The organism is Peribacillus phoenicis (genome assembly GCF_047238085.1).
GTDB lineage: Bacteria > Bacillota > Bacilli > Bacillales > DSM-1321 > Peribacillus.
Window position 1 is genome coordinate 431,829 of record NZ_JBDFMF010000001.1, and the last position, 20,152, is coordinate 451,980.

Below are 20,152 nucleotides of genomic sequence, written 5' to 3' on the forward strand. Positions count from 1 at the left end.
ATGGAAAGTGAATCTTCGTTAGAAGAACATTTACGTCAACTGGAAGAGAAGTTGTTAAAACCAGAAATTCGTACATCCAAAAAAGAGCTTAATAATTTACTTGCAGACAATTTTTTTGAATTTGGAAGTTCTGGTAACGTCTTGTACAAAGATGAGGGGATTGGTGAAGAAGGAATAGGTGAGGTAAAGATGACATTGAGTGATTTTGAAATACATCCATTGTCTGAAGAAATAGTGTTAACTACCTACCGAATATTTAACGAAGGTAAAAAACAACATTCATTGCGAAGTTCAATTTGGAAATTTAGAGATGGAAGATGGAAAATGTTCTTTCACCAAGGTACAAAAACAACTCCTTCGCTTTAGTTACTGAACTAACGGGGAGCTTTAGTTCAACCAGAAATTATTAAATTAGGACTACACATTTTAGATATGACTAATATGTGTAGTCCTTTTCATATCTACTGCTATGCTAAAATAACCTAAATATAAAAAAGTGTTTTTTTTTGAAGGTGATTCATTTATTTTGTTGTATTTTTAATAATTGGTAGATCAATTAAAAATATAGAAAAAAATGGAGGTAAAATCACATGTATAACCATTGGAAAAAAGCACTGATGGCTGGAGTGATCAGCTTATCCTTGCTAGGTACTGGTTACGTCGGTCACGACCTGATCTCCTCGCAAAACGTCTCGGCTGAACCGGCATCTGAAAAAGCACCAGGGCATTTGAAAAAAGTTGACTCTTCTCAGCTTGATGAAATAATCAAACGTGGGTACATCCGGGTAGGAATGACCGGGGACTACAAACCATTTACCTATTTGAACCCTGAAACAAATGAGTATGAAGGCTTTGACGTGGACGCTGCCAAAGAGCTTGGCAAAGACCTTGGTGTGGAGGTGAAATTTGTCGCTACCACATGGCCTGAGATGATGAAAGACCTGCAAGCGGACAAATTTGATATCGCTGTGGGAGGTGTGACTCGCAACACAGCCAGACAAAAAAGCGCTTATGTATCCCAAGGTTACCTTTCATTCGGTAAGGTGCCTTTGATTCGCAAGGAAGATAAAGACAAGTATCTTACCATTGAAGATATCAACAAGCCTTCTGTACGCATTGGCGTAAATCCAGGCGGAACAAACGAAGAATTTGTTCGTCAGTATCTAAGCAATGCTAAAGTAACGGTTGTAGAAAACAATCTTGATATCCCACATCTTGTTGCAGAAGGTACGTATGATGTAATGATCACTGACACAGTAGAAGCAATGCTGTATGCAAAAGCTGATTCCAGACTGTATGCGGCTCAAACTGACAAGCCTTTCACAAATAGTGAAAAAGGTTATATGATTCCAAGAGGTGATTTCATTTATGCAAGCTACTTGGAAATGTGGATGGATGAAATGAAGCTTCAAGGGAAATTTGAAGCCCTCTACAAAAAGTGGATGGAATAGAATAAGGAGATGCTCCCAAAAGCTACTCTAAATACTGCCGTGTAGGGTAACAGGTGCTTTGATAGTATTAGAATGCCACAGTGAATTTAAAAAAAGAATATAGTTTTGAGTTAGATGAAAGCAAAAACCGGGGGTGACAAATGAAACAAAATATATGGGAGAAGGAATATAGAAATGTGGATAGTTTATGGGGTTTCAATCCTAATGACATCTTATCTCAATACGTTGAAATGCTTCCTGAAAACGGAGAGGTTTTAGACATAGGTATTGGAGAAGGAAGAAATGCCCTTTTTTTCGCTGAACAGGGATTTGCTGTTGAGGGTATTGATATTTCGGAAACAGCAGTAGAGCGATGTTTGGAACTTTCAAAAGAGCACAATTTGAATGTTAACGCTAAAGTTCAAGATATTAATTCTTTTGAGATTGAACCAAATAAATACTCTTTAATCATACTTTCGAATGTACTTAATTTTTTTCCTGATAATGAAATTAAAAATATTATCGACAAGGTGAAAATTGGGTTGCAAAAAAATGGGTTTGTATATATTAATGTCTTTGATGATAAAGAACCAGGTAGAAAGAAAGCACCAGAGAGGTATGAACAGTTAGCAGAGCATACGTTTTATAATGAAAATTCAAATATGTTTCTTCATTATTTTACAAGAAGTGAATTAGAAGGCTTTTTTACGGATTATAAAACCATATGCTTGTCTCAGTCTTACTCTTTGGACATTACGCACGGTCAACCTCATTTCCATAGTACATTAGAAATAATGTCACAAAAGTCTTAAATAGGTTAACATTCTTTATTTAACCACCTGTGTTAGTACCTTAAATTAGGCCATCATTTGATGGCCTATTAAATGTGAAAAAATATCCTTAATTAAATAAAGGGGCAGGCTAGCTAGAAAAATAAAAAACCACTCAGAGTGTTTTTTAATCGCGCATTGCTCCTGCCTCTCGGGAAGTCATTGCACCTTGTCCTTCGCTTACATCTTTTTGAATTTCTTGTTTTACTTTTTGTGCATCAGTTCCGGCAAATTCTGGTTTCATAACAGAACCCAAATTCTCTTTAGCTTGTTGATTCTGTTGCATACAAAGTCCTCCTCAATTCATTGTTCAACAATTGGGCCAGATTGTTGAAGAACAAAAGCAAATTGCTTTTGCAAAAATAGCCCTAAAACCATTAACACCTCTCGGAAACTCAAGTGATACTCTACATACTTGATCGTATTATTTTGTGGGAGTTGAAGGGAATATATGTGTCGTAAAGAATATATATTGAAAAAAATTATATTGATGAGAGGGAATATATCATGATTAGTGAAAAGAGCAAATAAATCATTGAAAATTATATTATGACCTACAATTCATTTGATATTTGAAAATATCGTTAAACTCCTTCATAAAGAGATAATGTTTAGGAATTTCACGAATGGCGAAATGAACTCAGAGACCAGAGGAATACAGGAGTTTAGAGAACTGGCGGAAAAGTCGTCAAAGATTTTCTCCAGTCGCCGTCAGACGGTTATTGACTATAGTGCTATAGATGATAAAGCAGAAGTGCAAATTATATGAAGCAATACTGGCTGTTGATTTGCCTAACGGATTAAAAAGTGGAGATAAGATTCAATTAAAAGAAAGTCCATATTTGGACTTACTGAAGGGAAGATATCATTAATTGAAGATTATAGTTGAGTGCATCTAACATTCTAACGGATTTCTTTATTGCAATAAACGCGTGAACAGGCTTCAAAAGCCTTTAATAATATTGTCGGTATTCAACAAAAGGGAGCGGTTCTTTAATAAGAATTGCTTAATGAATTAACAGATGCTTTACTTCATTATCAGGAGCTGATCAGCAGCTCCTTTTCTTATGCAGCTAACAGCTAAAGGGCCAGGACAAACAATTAATATGCGAGGTTTTATTCAAGAAGGGTATTTTTTGTTGAAAAATAATACTTTTAGTGTAAAATTACACTAAAAAGGAGTATTTAGTATATATGGAAAAAGAAGAATTCATCAATTTAATATCAGAAAAAATGAAACTTGTCCGAACAGAACAAAGCTTTTCTCAAGATAAGATGTCTGAAATTCTAGGGATTTCAAAAAAAACACTAGTTCAAATTGAAAAAAGAAGAACAGAAGCCAATTGGACCACCGTTGTTGCCTTTTGTGCTTTGTTTAATCATAGCCAATTGTTGATATCTTCAATTGGTGACAATCCTGTTGATTTTGTTCAGTTAATTGCTAGCAAAAATGGTGGGACGCCTAAAGAAAAAACAATGGGTGGTAAGATATGGTGGAAAGAAATCGAGTATAGAGGGGATTTTCGTTTGCAACAAAATTTGATTAGTAACCATTACCGTATATTGGATCAATATGATTATCGTTGGCATAGTTCTTTTGATAAAGAAGAGAGTTTAAGTCGTTTAAATGAATTACAGGATGTGGGGAATATCGAGATAGACAAAGGTATAGGGATATATGAAGAATAAGATTTTGCTTGTTCTAAGAAAAATAGTAATTGGTATTCTAATAGTCTGTTTATACTGTTTTCCTTTTGTTTATTTTTCAATGCACCAAGATTTTGCTAACCGTTCAATGCTTGGCTATTTAATTATGCTTGTAGTGACTTCACTTCTTGCTTTCTTCGGCAAACTCTTTAATAATTCAATCTCTCTTATTATTGGTAATATATTATCTGTAATAATTTCATTTTATTTTATAAGCGAGATGACAGGGAACGAACGATGGGGTGGCTATTTTAAGCCATTAACTCCATATCAATTATTAATCTTGGTGAGTTTTTTGAATTTGATTCCTCAGTTCTTCGCTATGAAGTTAGCAAATAGAACCAAAAATAAAGTTAAAGATTAATTTGATTAAGAAGAGTAACTTCTTTGAATTAAAAGTTACTCATTTCTTTAATAAATATAAAAAAATATCCATTAACATAGCCTACAAAGAAAAAGTAAAAAAAAGCCTCCTTGAATTGCAAGGAACGTAGGCTTACTTTATTCTACGTGTTTAATTTACAATAAAGCAGTACCGATTTGGGAAAAATTTTAACCGTTTTCTTATGGAACTATAGAGGCAGGTTAGTTGAATAAGAAATCCTGGTAAAATTCATAAAAATTGTCGAGGAAATTGTATGAAATACAATTGTCCTTGCTGTGGAAACATTAGAAGAAGAACCTCCAGGAACGCATGATATTTTTGAAATCTGTTTTTGGGAAGATGATGGTTACCAATATGAACATCCAGATGAGGATGGAGCAAATTATGTTTCCTTTAGAGAAGCACAACAAAACTTCAAAAAATTTGGTGTTAAAGGGGAAAGAAGTTTGCAGTATGTAAGAAAGCAAAATAAGTCGGATATAAAGGACCCAAATTGGAAAAGAGTGAGGGTAAATTGATTATTTTCTTCTTCAACTAGCGGGTGCGTTAACTTAAGATCGGTGCTGTCTTTAAGGCAGCATTTTTGTATGAAAACACAATAGTAAAAAAGCCATACTAAAATAAACCCTCCATATTCTCATTTTTTTGATGGGCGTAAATGTACTATGTCGTAATTTAACTGGTTATGCAGTTTGTTGCTCAGCTGGATCGATTGTATAGCCTTTCTTTTTTAGGTATTCGATCATTTTTAATTCTTTGTTATTTTGTTTCTCTTCAAGGTAATTTGAGCCTAGTTCATGATAAGGTTCTCCTGTTTTTAAGATGTTGTAAGCAATCGTTAATAGTAAATGGGCAGAAGCGATTCGTCCCTTCATTTTTCCTTGCCGTTTGGTAATCCTTTTTCGATGTGAAGCAATTCGATTATTTTGTCTTGATGTCGCTAATACACATTCTACGGCCATTGTTTTTAAAGCTTTATTTCCTTGTGTGGTTTTACTCGTTTTTTTTTTACCAGCACTTTCGTAATTTCCAGGACTCACACCAGCCCAAGAGGCAAGGTGTTTAGCTGACTTAAATACAGACATATCAATACCCATCTCCGCAATAAATGTAGCTGCAGCAGCCTTGTTCACACCAGGTATACCATCCAATAATTCTACTTCCTTACGATAGGGGGACAGGAGCTGATCGATTTGTTTTTCCAATTCTTCTATGGTTTGTTCTAAATAACCCATATGCTCCCAATGGAAACGCAACATATCACGATGATGACGGCGAATACGGCCATTAATTGCACTGGCAATGTCAGTAATACTTGCTTTTGTTCGCCAATCCACCATTTTTCGAAGACCATCGGTCTCTATTTTTTCACCATTTAGAATCGCTTCAAGGATACGGCGTCCCGATACACCAAAAATGTCTGATAGAACGGATGTTAGCTTGATATTAGCATCTTGAAGAATTTTGTGAATGCGATTCTGCTCTGATGTGCGATGATGAATCAGTTTTTTTCGATAACGAGTAAGATCTCGTAAATCACGAATATCCTCTGGTGGGACAAAATTGCTTTCAATCAGTCCGCATCTTAGAAGCTTGGCAAGCCATTCGGCATCTTTCACATCAGTCTTACGCCCTGGAACATTTTTGACATGTCTGGCATTGGCCAGAACAAGGTGAATAGAACCTTCGAGTATATTCCATATTGGTTTCCAGTAGACTCCGGTACTTTCCATCACAACATCGGATACCTGAAGGGTAGCGAGCCAATCACTTAAAGCTAGGAGTCCCGTTGTTGTAGTTGAAAAAGTTTCAATAGAGGTTTTTGGCTTTTTATCTAATGGTCCAACTAATACACAGGCTACTACTGTTTCTTGGTGTACATCTAGGCCAGCACACCGTTCAATCATTGCTTCCATAGGAGAATCACCTCAAAAAAAGATTAACAATACATATGACAGGAGATTTGTTACAAAAATTTTTGTATACGTACTAGCAGTACACTAAATGGTTCTTCCATACTGTCACAACCAGTTTCTTATACAGGGTATCTTCCTTGAGATCCTCCAAAAAAAGTTCAGCCTGGTTGTATTGTTATCACCATTATTGTCAACGGTTTAATGGGTTAGACTTTATTTTGGGGTAATGAGCAGGTTTCGTGGTAGATGGTGGCGGCGAGGATCGCCGCCATAGAAGTTTCTTATGGAACTAACAAGGCAGGTTATTGGTAGAAGAAGGTAATCAGCTGTTAAGTAGAGAAAAAGGTAGCAATAAATATAAAATTAAATAACTGAGGCGAAAAGGATGGCTCATAATGGGATAGTTTTAGTAGTTAGTGTATCAATATTTAGAGATGATGAAGTCTTAATTATTAGAGAAAATAAACCAACTGCTATTGACAAGTGGAACTTTCCGAGTGGACGCATTGAATATGGTGAAGACATCCTCTATTCAGCACGTAGGGAGGTAAAAGAGGAAACTGGCTTTGATGTAAAACTTAATGGTACAACGGGTGTATATAATTTTATCAGTAGTACAAACAATCAAGTTATTCTATTTCATTTTACTGGTGAGGTTAATGGTGGTTCTTTAAATCTTGAAGAAGATGAAATTTTAGACAGTAGATGGATTAAGGTGAATGACCTTGTGAAATTTGATAATGAAGAACTACGTGAACCAAGGGTACTGAAGCAAATACTAGATAACTTATTAAAAGAGAGGGTACATTCAATTAGTATTTATAATGAACAACTAAGTAAATAACTTTTATTAAGCTAACAAATTTTTGTACTTAATTGCCAGGAGCTGATCAGCAGCTTCTTTTCTTATGCAACTAAAAGTTGTTTAATTTGCAATTATTTTGCGGTAATGAAATTAAATATCAAATAAAGGAAATATCTTCTTGACAGTCGAATATTAGCCTAGAACCATAATTAACTATTCCGATGAGGAGGATTCTTGTGCGTCCACGCCCATTAGCTATTGAAAATCCAGAGTATGATAGGTATGTTAGTCTTGTGCCAGATGGAGATATAGAAGAAATACTTAGTAAGCAACGAACTAAGAACCATTACCTTCTTGAGCAGCATATCAGAGGAGTCAGCAAGGAAGGCGTACGCACCAGGGAAATGGACTTTAAAAGAAGTGATTGGGCATTTGGCCGACGTGGAACGTGTGATGTCGTATCGAATGCTTGCCATTGCACGAAATGAAAGTGCACCACTCCCAGCAATGGATCAGGATCAATACGTTTCTGCGGCAAACTTCAACAAATTATCCTGGGAGCAGCTACTAGCTGGTTTAGACACGGTACGCTCCAACACGTTAAGTCTTATTTCAACCATTGATGATGCAGCGTGGGATCGTTATGGAACTGTAATGAACAGCCCAGTTTCGATAGGTACCTTTGCATATGGCATTGTCGGGCACGAGTTACACCATATGAAAGTGATTAGTGATAAATACTTATAAGTCTTTTTCTATTAATGAAAAAACCTAATTTCTCATTTAATGCTGAGAAATTAGGTTTTTTAATATTGAAACTTTCTTAACGTTGTAAATCCGCATTTTCCTGACTCTACCCCTTAATGAACTAACGGGGCAGGTTAGTTGAATAAGAATATAGTAAAAAACTGAAAAATATACTAATGAAAAGAATGGTTTTTGTATTTATCCCTTATGGTATATGTTATTATTTGGAACATTAAATCATTTATCAATAGGGATGTGCATATTGGTGGAAGTCAGTATTAAAAAGACCAAATTGAATGAAGTCGAAGATTTATTAGCTATACAAAAAGAAGTTTTTGCAGAAGATTATGCCTTATATGAAGACCACGATTCAACACCTGTAAATGAAACGGAAGCAAAATTAATCGAAAACATTGAGCGTTTTTTTCATTACACTATATTGTCGGGCAATGCTATTATTGGAGCAATAGATATTCGCCCTTTGGATGAAAACCGATTAAGATTAAGTAAATTATTCTTAAGAAATGAATTTCAAAATAAAGGACTTGGAAGTAAGATAATCAAGTTAATGGAGTCCGAATTTCCATTGATAAAAGATTGGAGCTTATATACTCCTTATTTAAACAAAAGAAATCACCATTTTTATGAAAAGCTAGGTTATATAAAAATAGGTGAAGTACAAGTTACTGAAAAACTCCAGTTATTTAAATATGAAAAAAAATTATAAGATTATTTATGTTTTTCTTCTCTTCTATAAGATCTGTCTTTAAGTTGTAGTGGCAACTTATTCCGATTTCTCAAAAAAAGATTGTGAAGGATTGTACTTAAACTAAAGGGTGCATTAGCTGAAGATCATAGCTGTCTTTTAGGCAGCTTTTTCTTAGAGAACTAAAGGGCAGGATAGTTAAAGAGTGCTGTTTGACCTTTGTTCAGCAATTGGGCCATATTCTTGAATAAGAGAAGAGATTAATCGTAAGAATCGAACTATAAGTTATTCAATTAACGGGGCAGGATAGCGCAATATTTTGCTTGCAGTTATAATGTTCAAAAACGGATATTTACTGGCTCCAATTCATATGATGTTTACCAGTGACCTGTGTCGAAATATTCTAAAAAGGGAGGTAAGGTGTGTAATGAAGGATCCTAATAAGATTTACAACACTGCGGTAGAGGGAACTTTGGAGGTGATTGGAGGAAAGTGGAAACCAGTAATTCTCTTTCATCTAACATTTGGAAAGAAACGTAACAATGAATTGAAAAGCTTGATACCCGCAATTACTCAAAAAATGTTAACGCAGCAACTTCGGGAGCTTGAAGAGGAAGGCGTCATCTTGCGCATTTCTTACAATCAGGTTCCACCAAAAGTCGAATATGAGTTAACAGACTATGGCTGGAGTCTAAAGGAGATCCTTCATCTGATGTGTAGGTGGGGGGATTTGCATATAGAGAGAAAGTACGGGGGAAGGGCTACCGTTCTAGCTAATCCACAGCTTGAAGACGTACATGACATATAAGAAGCCGACCTAATTTACAAGGCCGGCTTTTCGTTTATGGGATAACTTTACGTTTGCGGAAGTCGTCGAAGATGTTCATAAACATCGCTTCGGTATCGACGTATTCGTGAAAACCTAAGCGACGGGCCTTAGTTCCGTCGGCGAAGAAATCGTAATCCCAAGAGAACACGAAATCACCGAATCGCCAGGAGGATACGTCTTTATAGGAATGCCGAGCAAGCCCATGATTCTTGACCATTTTGTTCCAAAGTTGCTCCTTGTCCGCCATGACAACGTCAAGTGACATCTGCAGCGGAGGCGCCGTCTCCAAGCCGAAGTAGTGAGCGATCTTCGGCCATAATTCATTCCAACGGAACAGATCGCCGTTCGTGATGTTGAATGCCTGATTAGCACAACGCTCGTCTGTCGCCGCCCATACTGTTGCCTTCGCGAGAAGCCCCGCATCTGTCATCTCCAAGAGGCTGTCATAAGCACCCGGTTTGCCCGGAAACCGTAGCGGAAGTCCAAGCTCCTTCGAAATTGAGGCGTAGATCGCAATAACCATGGCGAGGTTCATCGGATTTCCAAGCGAGAAACCGCAGACTACAGAAGGACGGAGCGCCGACCAAGTCCAAGCCTTACCTTTTTGCCTTTGTTCTAAGAAATCTTGCTGATCAATATTGAACTCGGGTGGCATATGGTTAGCGTCTGTCTCACGAGCAGGGGTCTTGAACGGGCCGAGATGTGCGCCGTATACCTTGTATCCCTGCATCAAACTGACATGTTTTAAACCCGACGCGATTGGTTCTATCGCCTCTACGGTATTCACTAGCATGGCGAGGTTGGGCGGAACAAGTTCGGCCCAAGTTGGACGGTCCTGATAGGCGGCATAGAAGATGTGTGTTACCTCAGTTAAACTGTTTAGCTTCTCGCGGGTGTCGTCTATATTGAGGAGATCTGCAGCCACATACCGGACACGGCCGACAGACTCTCCGCCTCGACGCGATACGCCGATCACGTCCCAGTCAGGGAGAGTAATGAGGTGATCAATAAGGTTGCGTCCGATAACACCATTTGCGCCTACGACCAAGGCGACTTTGCGTGTTGTTTGAGATTCATTATTCATAATGTTTCAGCTCCTTCTGTATTGTGCTTTGTTCACTGTTATTTTGCATCAAGAAACCACACTTGAGAAGTACGCACTTTGAAGTACCATAAGAACTTTTTTGTAATCCAGCAGTGCTCTTAAGACAAATATTTTGTATTAATAACATCAAAAAAGCCATCATTTTAAAATAATGCTAGTTTACTAAATTGTTATATAATCCTCTCACTTCTCTTATTCGTTCTTGCGCTAACGGGTACGTTAGTAAAATAACTTAGAAGCCATTTTTGAAGCTCTTTCATATTTTTCAATCTTTCGCAATCGGGCCATATAATTGAAAAGCACGTTTTAAAAAATCTTGAATTAGGTGAGATTGTGAAGAAATGTACTTAAACTATCGGGGCAGGTTAGTTCAATAAGCGATTTTGTAGAATGAAGTGTAAACTCACAACACATTTGAGTTGCAGAATACACTCAACAAATTCAAAAGCTATCAAAAAAAAAAGCAACAGTTTAAATAAGCAGAAATCGCAAAGTGGTTTCTGTTTATTTTGTTAAACTTAGGTTTTTATTTGCATGTTATGCTTTTTCTAAAAATACTTTAACTTTTTGAAACTTTTTCTGAAGATATATTCCACTAATAGTTGAAAGGAGTTGAGAGAGAGATGGAGTTTGAGAATGATAAGATGATTAAAAAAGCAATCAGGGGCAATAAAAAAGCTTTTGAACAACTCATAAAGCAGCACTATGAACGAATCTACCGGACTGCTTATCTTTATGTACATAACGAAGAGGATGCATTAGATGTCGTTCAAGAGGCAACGTATCAAGCTTTTACGAGTATTCATTCGTTAAAGCATTCGGAATATTTTATGACTTGGCTTACAAAAATCATTATCCGCTGTGCTGGCCAAATCCTTAAGAAAAGAAATAATATTGTGCGGCTAACAGACGAAGTATTGTCTAATTTAACGGTAACCTATCATTCAGGTCATGATGAAGCAATAGATCTATTAAATGCGATCGGACAGTTAAAAGGGAATTATAGATCCGCCATTATTTTGTTTTACTACTATGATTATTCTATTAAAACCATTAGTGAAATCATGGAGATCCCCGAAGGGACTGTAAAAACTTATTTAAGCAGGGGGAAAGCCGAATTAAAAAAGTCCTATAAAGATGAGGAGGGCAAATGCAATGGATAACAAAGAAGTAAAAAGTACTATTGAAAAAATAGTTGTACCAAAAGAAAAAGTGTTTGGCGCTATTGATAAAGGCTTAAAAATGTCAGGGCAAGGTAGGAAAATAAAGAAAAAGAAAGTTCTTGCAGGTTCAGCTGCTGCAGCTGCTCTTCTTGGAATCACCATTGCTTCTGGATTTGTTAATCCTACAATGAATAAAGTATTGGCTAATACCCCTATAATAGGCGGAATTTTTCAAGAATTCAATGATTCAATGGGCGTTGAACTTGCGAATCAAGATGCAGTTACAGGATTAAATCAATCCTTAACTAAAAATGGAGTGACTGTAAAACTCACCAGCGCTTATTTTGATGGCAATGTGGTATCAATTACAGGATTTGTAGATGAAGATGTTGAAAAAGGGCATAACGAAAAAGGGGAAGTAAGCTTTGATATGAATTTCGAACACAACAAAGGGGATAATGACCCTTGGTTGAATGGAAAGTCGACAGACATTAGAAAGGTCAAGGGGGGATACAATTTCCAATGGAAAATGGAATATCCATATAAATCATTTAAGGAGAATTCTACTCTCCCCATAACTATTCATAATATTAACGGGATAAAAGGTGAATGGAATTTTGATATCCCAATTCAGCAAGAAAAAAACAGTACACAAGTTATTGATCAGGAGCAAGGATACCCGGATGATGAGGTCAAAATCCGTATTAAAGAGATCCTAACCGCAAGGGTGTCATCTTCGCTTATTTATGAGACGGTGGAAAAATATAAAGATGATGAAATTTATATACTAAAAGCAATTGATAATAAAGGAAAGGTATATAGGTTTGGAAACGGAACATCTCTAGAGGGGGCAACACAAGAGGATGGATATCATAGTACTGTTCGAACAAAAATGACCAAGCTAAAGTCAAATATTACCTCACTTACTTTTTATCCGCAGCTTACTGTGGCGGACCCAAAAGTACAACAGCTATTGGACAAAAAATCGTTTACATTAAAAAGTAAACGATTCAATTTAGGCCTTCAGGTAAATGATATAACTAAAAAGGGCAGTAAACTTGTAATCGATTATCAATTTACAGGGCTCTCCAAGGAATTGAGTAAGCATCAGCTTGAATTGTTTGAAAATAACTTGCAGTATGTATTACTGCTAGTAGATAAAGAATATATTGGTAAAATCGATCCTGAAAATCCAGTACCACCTAAAAATCATAGTATTCATCTGAATAAAGTGAAAACTATCGATAAAAAAGCAGCGCACTTCCAATCTACATTCGATTTAAATGGGGAAGAAAAAATTATGAACTTTAAGTTGGAAAATACAATTTTGCAATTTAATTTTTCAAGCTTTTTCCCAGCTAAGGAATTACAACCATTTACTGTTGTACTTCCAGTGGGGAATGAATAAACTATTAAAGTAGCTTATTTTAGGGACCATATAGTTGACGAGTGGGATTTAACTAGTGCATTGAATAATTAGTAATATCGGGGCGATGACTTATGTAAGTCACCGTCTTTTTTTATTAGTTTTAGAAGTTTGTGAAATATTGTACTTAAACTATAGGGTGCGTTAGCTGAAGATCAGAGCTGTCTTTAAGACAGCTCTTTTCTTATGGCACTATCGAGGCAGGTTAGCTCATTAACCTTAGCGGAGTATAGTCGAACTGTGCGGTAAACTTTAATACTCCTATAGAATGATAAAAAGTTAATTAATGTGGTATCCTACTAATTAGTAATATTATCCAGATAAGGAGTGTGTAAAAGAGTATGAGTGACAAACAATGCCCTAAATGTAATTCAAACAACATTAAGAAAGGTGTTCTAGGAACCGGGTTTAAATTTGTTCTAATGTTTTCCCATGATAATCCAAAGAATAAACCTTCCAAGATTATCTCTTATTATTGTTCAGATTGCGGCTACATACTTAGTTCTAATTTGGAAAACCCATCTAATTTAGATTAATAAACTAAAAAAGTGGAGGCTTTTAACATGGGTGAATACACTGGTTTCTTCGTGATGATGGGACTTTTATTTATAGTTGTAATTTCCAATAAGTTTTTATTTTGGTGGGTTAAGCTCACAATAGTAGCTTACTATTTTGTAATTTCTTATATCTTTATCAAAGTTACAGCCAAAATAAATGAAGAATATGAAACTCCTCTTCCTGATGCCTATTGGGATAAAAATACAGGTTGGGTAGATACCATTGCAGGTTACATATTCTTTCCGTTGTCATTTATACTTCTTTTTATCTTTTACAAATGGTATTCAAGCCGGAAAGATCTGCAAGCTAACGGTTATGTTATAGCTATGTCTGTTCCTACAATTGCTATTGTCCTATTTTTCTTTTTGATGTTTAAGTTTGTATACGGGTACAGACCATAAGGATTGTACTTTTTTATTGCACAGTTTGTGTCAACTCTACACTAATCCTTGATGAACTAATGGGTGCGTTAGCTGAAGAACTGAGCTGTCTTTAAGACAGCTTTTTCTTATGGAACTAAAGGGGCAGGTTGTTGGAGAAGGAACTATTTTGAACGATCTAGAAATAAAGACTATAAAGAAAAGATAATGAGGTGTTTGTATAGAAAAGATACCTGTTAAAACGATTAAAAAGATAGAAGAGAACATTGAAAAAAATGATTTAGGGAAAGCAAGGGATAGGCTACACGGGTTAATTTCGACCTATCCTAATGAGTTAGAACTCCGCAGAAAGTTGGGGGACATCTATTTTGCATTGAAATACCCTTCAATGGCAGGTCGTTACTGGTATTTAGAAAAGAATAAGACATCAGAGATGGTAAAAGCTTGTATTTTGTTCGAAAAATCTATGGGAAACGATCCTTTCAGAATAGCACGAGCTCTGAAATTTAAAGGTGATAGTGAAATTTTAATAAGACTGGAATTGAATCAGGTAATTTCGCCTATACAAAATAAATTGAAAGAGAGTCTGCTGGAACAACCTGACGATCTATTGAAAGATAATTTGGTTAGTTTGGGTTGCTTCTCAATAATCATATTAACAATTCTCTTTGCATTAATCGGAGTTTACGCTCTTTTCAACTGGATTTTTTGATCCGTAATCTTGCTTTATAAGAGAGTTTTATAGTAACTGTTCTTTACCTAACGGGTGCGTACTTTTAAAATCTGGCTGCCATCGCTGGCAGTCTTTTTAGGGGCAGGTTAGTTGAGCAATAAAGATAAAAACCATTCTATAATGAATGGTTTTTATGTTTATCATAATTTGGTGATGTACTGGAATGTGTTAATATGCGGTCTATTACTTTTTCAGTAACTGGCATAAAGAAATTAAGTATTAGCCCCCCTAAACAAACGGTTAAAAAAGTTCCAACGCCAATTGGTCCATTTGAAATCATTGCCAATATCAAGAATAGGAGGTAAATGGATGTTCTCGAAAGGAATATATTTGTTCTAGTTAATTCTTGTATGATTAATGTTAATCGATCAACTGGAATCGGTGCAAAATTTGTGTGTAAATATGTTGCCGTTCCTAATCCTACAACAACCAAGCCGATTCCAAAATAAACAACTTTGCTGTACCATAGTTCAGGTGTTATCAAATTGTGCAATAAAAAAAGCCACATATCGATACCAATACCCGTTATAAATGCTGTTAACAATCCCAATACTTCTGGTCTTTGTCTTTTTAAAAATGAATTACTGAATATCAATATTAAAGCTATTATTATTTCCCAACTTCCCACAGTAAGCCCCACATTTATGGAAAGTCCCACCAAAAGAGCATCAAAAGGTGAAGTTCCAAGGTCTGATTGTATAGTGAATGAAATACCAAGGGTTAATATTAAAATTCCCAATACATAAAAAACATATTTCACTTTACTTGACCCCTTTATCATATTTTTTGTTGCAAACGCAACAAAGTTGAGCTAAATTAAATATATGTCATTTTTATTGCATTTGCAACAAAAATACGTGCTAAGGAGTTAATTATGAAGGAAATTCTTCGTGAAATTGGAATGATAGCAAGGGCATTAGATTCCATAAGTAATATTGAATTTAAAGAATATGACCTTACAAAAGGGCAGTATTTGTACCTTGTGCGAATATGTGAAAACCCAGGAATCATTCAGGAAAAGTTAGCTGAGATGATAAAAGTAGATCGAACAACAGCAGCTCGTGCTATAAAAAAACTTGAAATCAATGGCTTTGTTGAAAAGAAAGAAGATAAACATAACAAAAAAATTAAAAAACTCTTTCCAACAGAGAAAGGGAATAATGTTTATCCTTTTATAAAAAGCGAAAATGATTATTCCAATATCGTTGCATTAGAGGGATTTTCCAAAAGAGAAGTAGAAACCATTTCCAATCTTCTTCAAAGAGTAAGGGAAAATGTGGAAAAAGACTGGGAATTTGTAAAAAAGGGAAACAAGAGAAATTATTGATTATATAAAGGAGCGGCATATTTAAATGACTATTAAAAAGTGTACCCTAGACGATTCACGCATTCTTCAAGAAATTAGTTATGAAACATTTAATGAGACATTTAAGCATCAGAATTCACCCGAAAATATGAATGCCTATTTGGAAAGGGCATTTAACTTAAAACAATTAGAAAAAGAATTATCCAATATTTCTTCGCAATTCTTTTTTGTTTATTTTAATAACGAAGTCGCTGGATATTTAAAGGTCAATACCAATGGTGCTCAGACTGAAGAAATGGGTGATGAATCACTTGAAGTCGAGCGAATTTATATAAAGAACAAATTTCAAAAACATGGGCTTGGTAAATATCTGCTAAATAAAGCTATGGAAATTGCGATGGAACGTAATAAAAAGGAAATTTGGCTAGGCGTATGGGAAAAAAATGAAAATGCCATTGGTTTTTATAAGAAAATTGGGTTTGTTCAAACTGGAGCCCATTCTTTTTATATGGGTGATGAAGAACAAACGGACTTTATAATGACCAAAACACTTCTATAACTTATTTTGAAAGGTGGATCATTATGTAAATTCCAAAATATTTTAAGGTCACTGATTGTCACAACAGAACAAGGGAAACCAATTGCGACTCATTTGCCTTTGGGGTTAAATAAAAAAGGTGATGATTACTATATTACTGGGCATCTGGCAAATGGAAATCCTCAGTGGAGAACATATGAAACCTGTGAAGATGTGCTTGTAATGTTTCAGGGACCGAACGCTTACATTTCTTCTTCTTGGTATGGGCATGAAGGAGTTCCAACATGGAATTATCAAGCCGTCCATGTATATGGTAAGGCAAGCGTTTTAGAGAAAGATGAATTAATCGAGGAATTAACAATAATGCTGGAAAAATATGAAGAAAATCGTGAAAACCCTGTTTTATGGGATAAACTTTCTCCTCAGCTCTTAGAAAGTGAACTGAAAGGTATAGTTGGAGTTAGGATTAAGGTGGGAGAAATTCAGGCTGCATATAAATTAAGTCAGAACAGAAATGCAATGGATTAATAACAGCATCGATAAATTACAAAATGAAGGAAATCCAAATTCGGAACAAGTGGCAGAACTTATGGAAAAGAGATTAAAAAATCACATATAAGCCCACTTTATTTTGATGGTACTGCACTAATGGTTTCGTTAGCTGAGATACGAATTTGAACTCATTATTCACTTTATTATTTACCCGAATTACATGACGGATTCATGTTACTGCGGGTTTTTATTCGGGGTATATTTCTTCTTTCTGATCTCATACTAAAGATAAGAAGGAGGGGTATACATGGCAAAACGAACAAAGAAAAATGATGCAGATCAAAAAAACAAACAAGGATTTGATTCAAGCAAAACTGATTCTGAATTCTCTAAAGAATTTGGCAGTGCAAATGCTAATCAAGCACATAAAAATAAAGCAAAAAAAGAAAAAGCATCTAAAAATCAAGGTGAGTGGAAAGGCATGCATTAATTAATAATTGCCAGACTCGAACTCATGATAAGTGATGCCTGCACCGAGTTTAAAGGGTGGAGGCTTCTCGTGCTTCAAACTTTTTACTGAACTTTATGTAAAGGAGCTTATTTAGATGACTCAATCTAAGCGACAACAAGAACGCCAATGGAAAGATCGTAAACAATCGCAGAATCCACATGGTAAGGTCAATTCATTTGAACAATTAGCTGAAGATACGGGCAAAAATGAATCTGAAACTAAGTAAAACTATTTAAGAATGAGGTCCAAAGGTGATGGCCCCCACATAATAAAGAGTTCGCTCCCTTGGGGTACCCTCTCTTTGTCGTTACCTAAAGGCCATAATTATCGGTAGTGATGATTATGGCCTTTTAGGTTTACATATACGATCTGTTTTTTTATGGTAATAGTATGGACAATGATTCGTATGTCATCCCCTCAAGTAGATACTAAGATAAAAGACAAAGACTACATAAAAATACGGATTATTACAAAACCTTTTAGCAAGGAGTTTTGGGAGGGGGGAATAGATCAGATATATGTTTTCATTACGGGGAGATGCTCATAAAATTTATCTTCAATTAAAAAAAGCATCATACAAAGACCGATCTTTCAAAGGTATGAAGAAACTAATTGAAGTGGAAGAAATTCAAAATTTTTATAGTTCCATTGATAGCGATACGTTAAAAAAAATTTATTATTGTATGATGAAAGAGAAAAACGGATCGGGGATCATTCCTATTATAATATCCTCTGGGCCTTGGCTTTTTCTTCTGTTTTCAAATCAATTGCAAGATTTCCTTTTTAGAGATGGGAGTTTGCTTTGGGTCGTCTTCATTTTAATTTATATTTCCATTCTTTCCATAAGTGTGTTTCTTCACTTTCATGAAAAATCATGGTCTTTTGTTCATATTGAAATCATTCAAGAAATTTTACATGAACGAAAAGGGATAAGGGAAAAGACATGAGGTTCACTCAATGGAGAGGTTCCTCTACATATTTAATCTTAATCCCATTTACCTTTTCATTTATTCGTAAGTTCGGATGTTATTTGTCTACAAACTCAGCGATTCTTTAATAAGAATCGCTTTTCTTATTGAACTAACAGGACTGGTTAATTTAACAAAAAGTAATGTAAAATATAATAAAAAAGCGTGTATTAGGGGAGTCAGAAAATAATATGGAATGTTTTTGTGAACAAAAAGAAACAAATGAGTTAAAAGTTGAAGGTGATGTTGGGGCGGACCCTATATGGTGCAATCAATGTGGTTGTAATTTGGATATAGAGGACGTTCCGATTTCAAATACGTTAACAAATGAATTGATTGAATGGGTAAATATGTATGGTGAATGGATTGATTGGGATGAAGATAAATTGCTTCCTAATGGGATTGAACTTGAAGAGGAACACAATAAACAAGGATTAAATTTAACAGAAAAAATTAAGAAAGAACTTGAAGGGAAATATAGAATTAAATTTTCACCTTCGACAATGGCAAGAATGTATGCAAATAAAAATTATTAACCCTTTTACCACGGAGCTGTCTTTAAGGCAGCTTTTTCTTTATGCAACTAACAGGGCAGGTTAGTTCATGAAGGACAAATGAAAGTTTATATCGAAATTAATTAAGTAAGAGATTAATTAATTATAAAAGAGGTAGAACAATGACTGTTTCAATCAACCCCATTTCCGAAGATGAAAAGCATATTCTTCAGAATTTATATTCCCTTTATTTACATGACCTTTCGGAGTTTACCGAGGGTTTAGACATATCAACAGATGGTTCATTTGAATTTGATTCATTTGAATTAATTTGGAAGAAGGAAGGATTAACACCATATTTTTTGAAAAAAGATATGAAAATTGTTGGGTTTTTATTACTGTTAGAAAGGCCGTTTTTAAATAAGGACTATGATTACAGCATTAATGATATTTTCATTTTAAAAAAATATAGAAGAAAAGGTGCTGCAATTTCATTATTAAAGGAATTGTTTAAACAAAAAAAAGGTAGTTACTTTGTTGTTCAATTAGCTAAGAATATTTCTGCTGTTATATTTTGGAGAAAGATTTTTAGTGAGCTAAATATAGATTTTGAAGAAAAAAAGAAAATTGTCGATAATGAAGAATGTTTGGTTCAATCCTTTCAAATTTAAACAGATATTAAACAACGGGTGCGTTAGCTGAAAATCGGAGCTGTCATTAAGGCAGCTTTTCCTATGGACCTGTGGGCAGGTTAGTTCAATAAGGAATTGGTGTATTATGGTATAATTTTTAGGTGATTGTTTTCGATACTCAATGTTAGGGTGGTAATTTAATGGTTCGAAATTTACCTCAAATTGGAATTGGTCTGCAAGTAGTTTTCTTTATTTTATTCTTTGGAACTTTATTACCAAAAATAAATAATATGGTAGCCGCCTTCGTTTGTCTATTTATAGGTTTTTCAAGTTTAATTGTTGGTATATACTCTGTTATAAGGCAAAAAAACTTAATTTTATCTATGGCAGTCATCATTATTGCATTTCTTATTTTAGGCTTTACAATATTCGCATATTTTTTGGGTGAGGCGGGTTACCCACCACTAATAATGCAATGAAAATTTCAATCT

The 20,152-nt window shown here is 35.1% G+C and carries 26 protein-coding genes and 1 pseudogene; 23 read left to right on the top strand and 4 right to left on the bottom strand.

Annotated features, from left to right (window positions below; translation table 11 throughout):
- The 3 genes from ABC374_RS02115 to ABC374_RS02125 all read left to right on the top strand — a co-directional run bounded on the left by ABC374_RS02115 (nt 1) and on the right by ABC374_RS02125 (nt 2,242).
- Nucleotides 1-366, top strand: a complete 366-nt coding sequence (locus ABC374_RS02115) for a nuclear transport factor 2 family protein (protein ID WP_350302784.1) — start codon at nt 1-3, stop codon at nt 364-366.
- A gap of 224 nt (nt 367-590) precedes the next feature.
- The gene (locus tag ABC374_RS02120; RefSeq protein ID WP_413015598.1) at nt 591-1,451 is read left to right on the top strand and encodes a transporter substrate-binding domain-containing protein; all 861 of its coding nucleotides are present in this window, start codon (nt 591-593) and stop codon (nt 1,449-1,451) included.
- 140 nt (nt 1,452-1,591) lie between these two features.
- On the top strand, nt 1,592-2,242 hold the full coding sequence (locus tag ABC374_RS02125) for a class I SAM-dependent methyltransferase (RefSeq protein ID WP_413015600.1): 651 nt from the start codon (nt 1,592-1,594) through the stop codon (nt 2,240-2,242).
- A gap of 145 nt (nt 2,243-2,387) precedes the next feature.
- Here ABC374_RS02125 and ABC374_RS02130 read toward each other — a convergent pair whose 3' ends face one another.
- A complete protein-coding gene (locus ABC374_RS02130; protein ID WP_413015602.1) occupies nt 2,388-2,546 on the bottom strand; it encodes a hypothetical protein in 159 nt (52 codons plus the stop codon).
- 908 nt (nt 2,547-3,454) lie between these two features.
- On the opposite strand from ABC374_RS02130, the gene ABC374_RS02135 reads away from it, so the two are divergent.
- From ABC374_RS02135 to ABC374_RS02145, 3 genes are all read left to right on the top strand, one after another.
- On the top strand, nt 3,455-3,949 hold the full coding sequence (locus ABC374_RS02135; RefSeq protein ID WP_350301312.1) for a helix-turn-helix transcriptional regulator: 495 nt from the start codon (nt 3,455-3,457) through the stop codon (nt 3,947-3,949).
- On the top strand, nt 3,939-4,331 hold the full coding sequence (locus ABC374_RS02140) for a hypothetical protein (protein ID WP_413015604.1): 393 nt from the start codon (nt 3,939-3,941) through the stop codon (nt 4,329-4,331). The genes ABC374_RS02135 and ABC374_RS02140 overlap by 11 nt, the downstream gene beginning before the upstream one ends.
- 296 nt (nt 4,332-4,627) lie before the next feature.
- Complete coding sequence (locus ABC374_RS02145; protein WP_413015606.1) at nt 4,628-4,870, top strand: CPCC family cysteine-rich protein; 243 nt, start codon at nt 4,628-4,630, stop codon at nt 4,868-4,870.
- 165 nt (nt 4,871-5,035) lie between these two features.
- Here ABC374_RS02145 and ABC374_RS02150 read toward each other — a convergent pair whose 3' ends face one another.
- Nucleotides 5,036-6,268 carry an IS110 family RNA-guided transposase gene (locus ABC374_RS02150; protein ID WP_413015608.1) on the bottom strand — a complete coding sequence of 411 codons (1,233 nt, stop codon included), beginning with the start codon at nt 6,266-6,268 and terminating at the stop codon, nt 5,036-5,038.
- A gap of 385 nt (nt 6,269-6,653) precedes the next feature.
- Between ABC374_RS02150 and ABC374_RS02155 the strand changes: the two genes are divergently transcribed.
- From ABC374_RS02155 to ABC374_RS02170, 4 genes are all read left to right on the top strand, one after another.
- The gene (locus tag ABC374_RS02155) at nt 6,654-7,112 is read left to right on the top strand and encodes an NUDIX hydrolase (RefSeq protein ID WP_413015610.1); all 459 of its coding nucleotides are present in this window, start codon (nt 6,654-6,656) and stop codon (nt 7,110-7,112) included.
- 315 nt (nt 7,113-7,427) lie between these two features.
- Nucleotides 7,428-7,820, top strand: a complete 393-nt coding sequence (locus ABC374_RS02160) for a DinB family protein (protein ID WP_413015612.1) — start codon at nt 7,428-7,430, stop codon at nt 7,818-7,820.
- Nucleotides 7,821-8,085: 265 nt separating this feature from the next.
- Complete coding sequence (locus tag ABC374_RS02165) at nt 8,086-8,547, top strand: GNAT family N-acetyltransferase (RefSeq protein ID WP_179891138.1); 462 nt, start codon at nt 8,086-8,088, stop codon at nt 8,545-8,547.
- 406 nt (nt 8,548-8,953) lie between these two features.
- Entirely contained in the window at nt 8,954-9,334 is a 381-nt protein-coding gene (locus ABC374_RS02170; protein ID WP_350301298.1) for a winged helix-turn-helix transcriptional regulator, read from the top strand.
- A 34-nt stretch (nt 9,335-9,368) separates the two neighbouring features.
- On the opposite strand, the gene ABC374_RS02175 is transcribed toward ABC374_RS02170, so the two are convergent.
- A complete protein-coding gene (locus ABC374_RS02175) occupies nt 9,369-10,439 on the bottom strand; it encodes an SDR family oxidoreductase (protein WP_413015615.1) in 1,071 nt (356 codons plus the stop codon).
- Between the two features lie 644 nt (nt 10,440-11,083).
- Between ABC374_RS02175 and ABC374_RS02180 the strand changes: the two genes are divergently transcribed.
- The 4 genes from ABC374_RS02180 to ABC374_RS02195 all read left to right on the top strand — a co-directional run bounded on the left by ABC374_RS02180 (nt 11,084) and on the right by ABC374_RS02195 (nt 14,699).
- Nucleotides 11,084-11,623 (top strand): sigma-70 family RNA polymerase sigma factor, encoded by a 540-nt coding sequence (locus ABC374_RS02180; RefSeq protein ID WP_413015617.1) that lies wholly within the window; start codon nt 11,084-11,086, stop codon nt 11,621-11,623.
- Nucleotides 11,616-13,031: a DUF4179 domain-containing protein gene (locus tag ABC374_RS02185; RefSeq protein ID WP_413015619.1), complete on the top strand. Its 1,416-nt coding sequence runs from the start codon at nt 11,616-11,618 to the stop codon at nt 13,029-13,031. Before ABC374_RS02180 ends, ABC374_RS02185 begins: the two co-directional genes overlap by 8 nt.
- 581 nt (nt 13,032-13,612) lie before the next feature.
- Nucleotides 13,613-14,008, top strand: a complete 396-nt coding sequence (locus ABC374_RS02190) for a hypothetical protein (RefSeq protein ID WP_350301332.1) — start codon at nt 13,613-13,615, stop codon at nt 14,006-14,008.
- Between the two features lie 199 nt (nt 14,009-14,207).
- Entirely contained in the window at nt 14,208-14,699 is a 492-nt protein-coding gene (locus tag ABC374_RS02195; RefSeq protein WP_413020238.1) for a DUF6584 family protein, read from the top strand.
- A 136-nt stretch (nt 14,700-14,835) separates the two neighbouring features.
- On the opposite strand, the gene ABC374_RS02200 is transcribed toward ABC374_RS02195, so the two are convergent.
- Nucleotides 14,836-15,480: a YczE/YyaS/YitT family protein gene (locus ABC374_RS02200; RefSeq protein ID WP_413015621.1), complete on the bottom strand. Its 645-nt coding sequence runs from the start codon at nt 15,478-15,480 to the stop codon at nt 14,836-14,838.
- Between the two features lie 114 nt (nt 15,481-15,594).
- Between ABC374_RS02200 and ABC374_RS02205 the strand changes: the two genes are divergently transcribed.
- The 9 genes and pseudogenes from ABC374_RS02205 (at nt 15,595) to ABC374_RS02245 (ending at nt 20,140) form a co-directional block, all read left to right on the top strand.
- Entirely contained in the window at nt 15,595-16,047 is a 453-nt protein-coding gene (locus tag ABC374_RS02205) for a MarR family winged helix-turn-helix transcriptional regulator (protein WP_413015623.1), read from the top strand.
- 25 nt (nt 16,048-16,072) lie between these two features.
- Nucleotides 16,073-16,585, top strand: a complete 513-nt coding sequence (gene paiA / locus ABC374_RS02210) for a spermidine/spermine N(1)-acetyltransferase (RefSeq protein WP_350301335.1) — start codon at nt 16,073-16,075, stop codon at nt 16,583-16,585.
- A 3-nt stretch (nt 16,586-16,588) separates the two neighbouring features.
- A pseudogene (locus ABC374_RS02215) lies at nt 16,589-17,183 on the top strand (FMN-binding negative transcriptional regulator).
- A 180-nt stretch (nt 17,184-17,363) separates the two neighbouring features.
- Nucleotides 17,364-17,546, top strand: a complete 183-nt coding sequence (locus ABC374_RS02220; protein ID WP_034310968.1) for a hypothetical protein — start codon at nt 17,364-17,366, stop codon at nt 17,544-17,546.
- Between the two features lie 115 nt (nt 17,547-17,661).
- Nucleotides 17,662-17,793: a DUF6254 family protein gene (locus ABC374_RS02225; protein ID WP_350301337.1), complete on the top strand. Its 132-nt coding sequence runs from the start codon at nt 17,662-17,664 to the stop codon at nt 17,791-17,793.
- A 292-nt stretch (nt 17,794-18,085) separates the two neighbouring features.
- Nucleotides 18,086-18,514, top strand: a complete 429-nt coding sequence (locus ABC374_RS02230) for a hypothetical protein (RefSeq protein WP_413015626.1) — start codon at nt 18,086-18,088, stop codon at nt 18,512-18,514.
- A 212-nt stretch (nt 18,515-18,726) separates the two neighbouring features.
- A complete protein-coding gene (locus tag ABC374_RS02235; RefSeq protein ID WP_413015628.1) occupies nt 18,727-19,071 on the top strand; it encodes a hypothetical protein in 345 nt (114 codons plus the stop codon).
- A gap of 140 nt (nt 19,072-19,211) precedes the next feature.
- The gene (locus tag ABC374_RS02240) at nt 19,212-19,700 is read left to right on the top strand and encodes a GNAT family N-acetyltransferase (RefSeq protein WP_413015630.1); all 489 of its coding nucleotides are present in this window, start codon (nt 19,212-19,214) and stop codon (nt 19,698-19,700) included.
- A 161-nt stretch (nt 19,701-19,861) separates the two neighbouring features.
- Nucleotides 19,862-20,140 (top strand): hypothetical protein, encoded by a 279-nt coding sequence (locus ABC374_RS02245; protein ID WP_413015632.1) that lies wholly within the window; start codon nt 19,862-19,864, stop codon nt 20,138-20,140.
- The last annotated feature ends 12 nt before the right edge of the window (nt 20,141-20,152 follow it).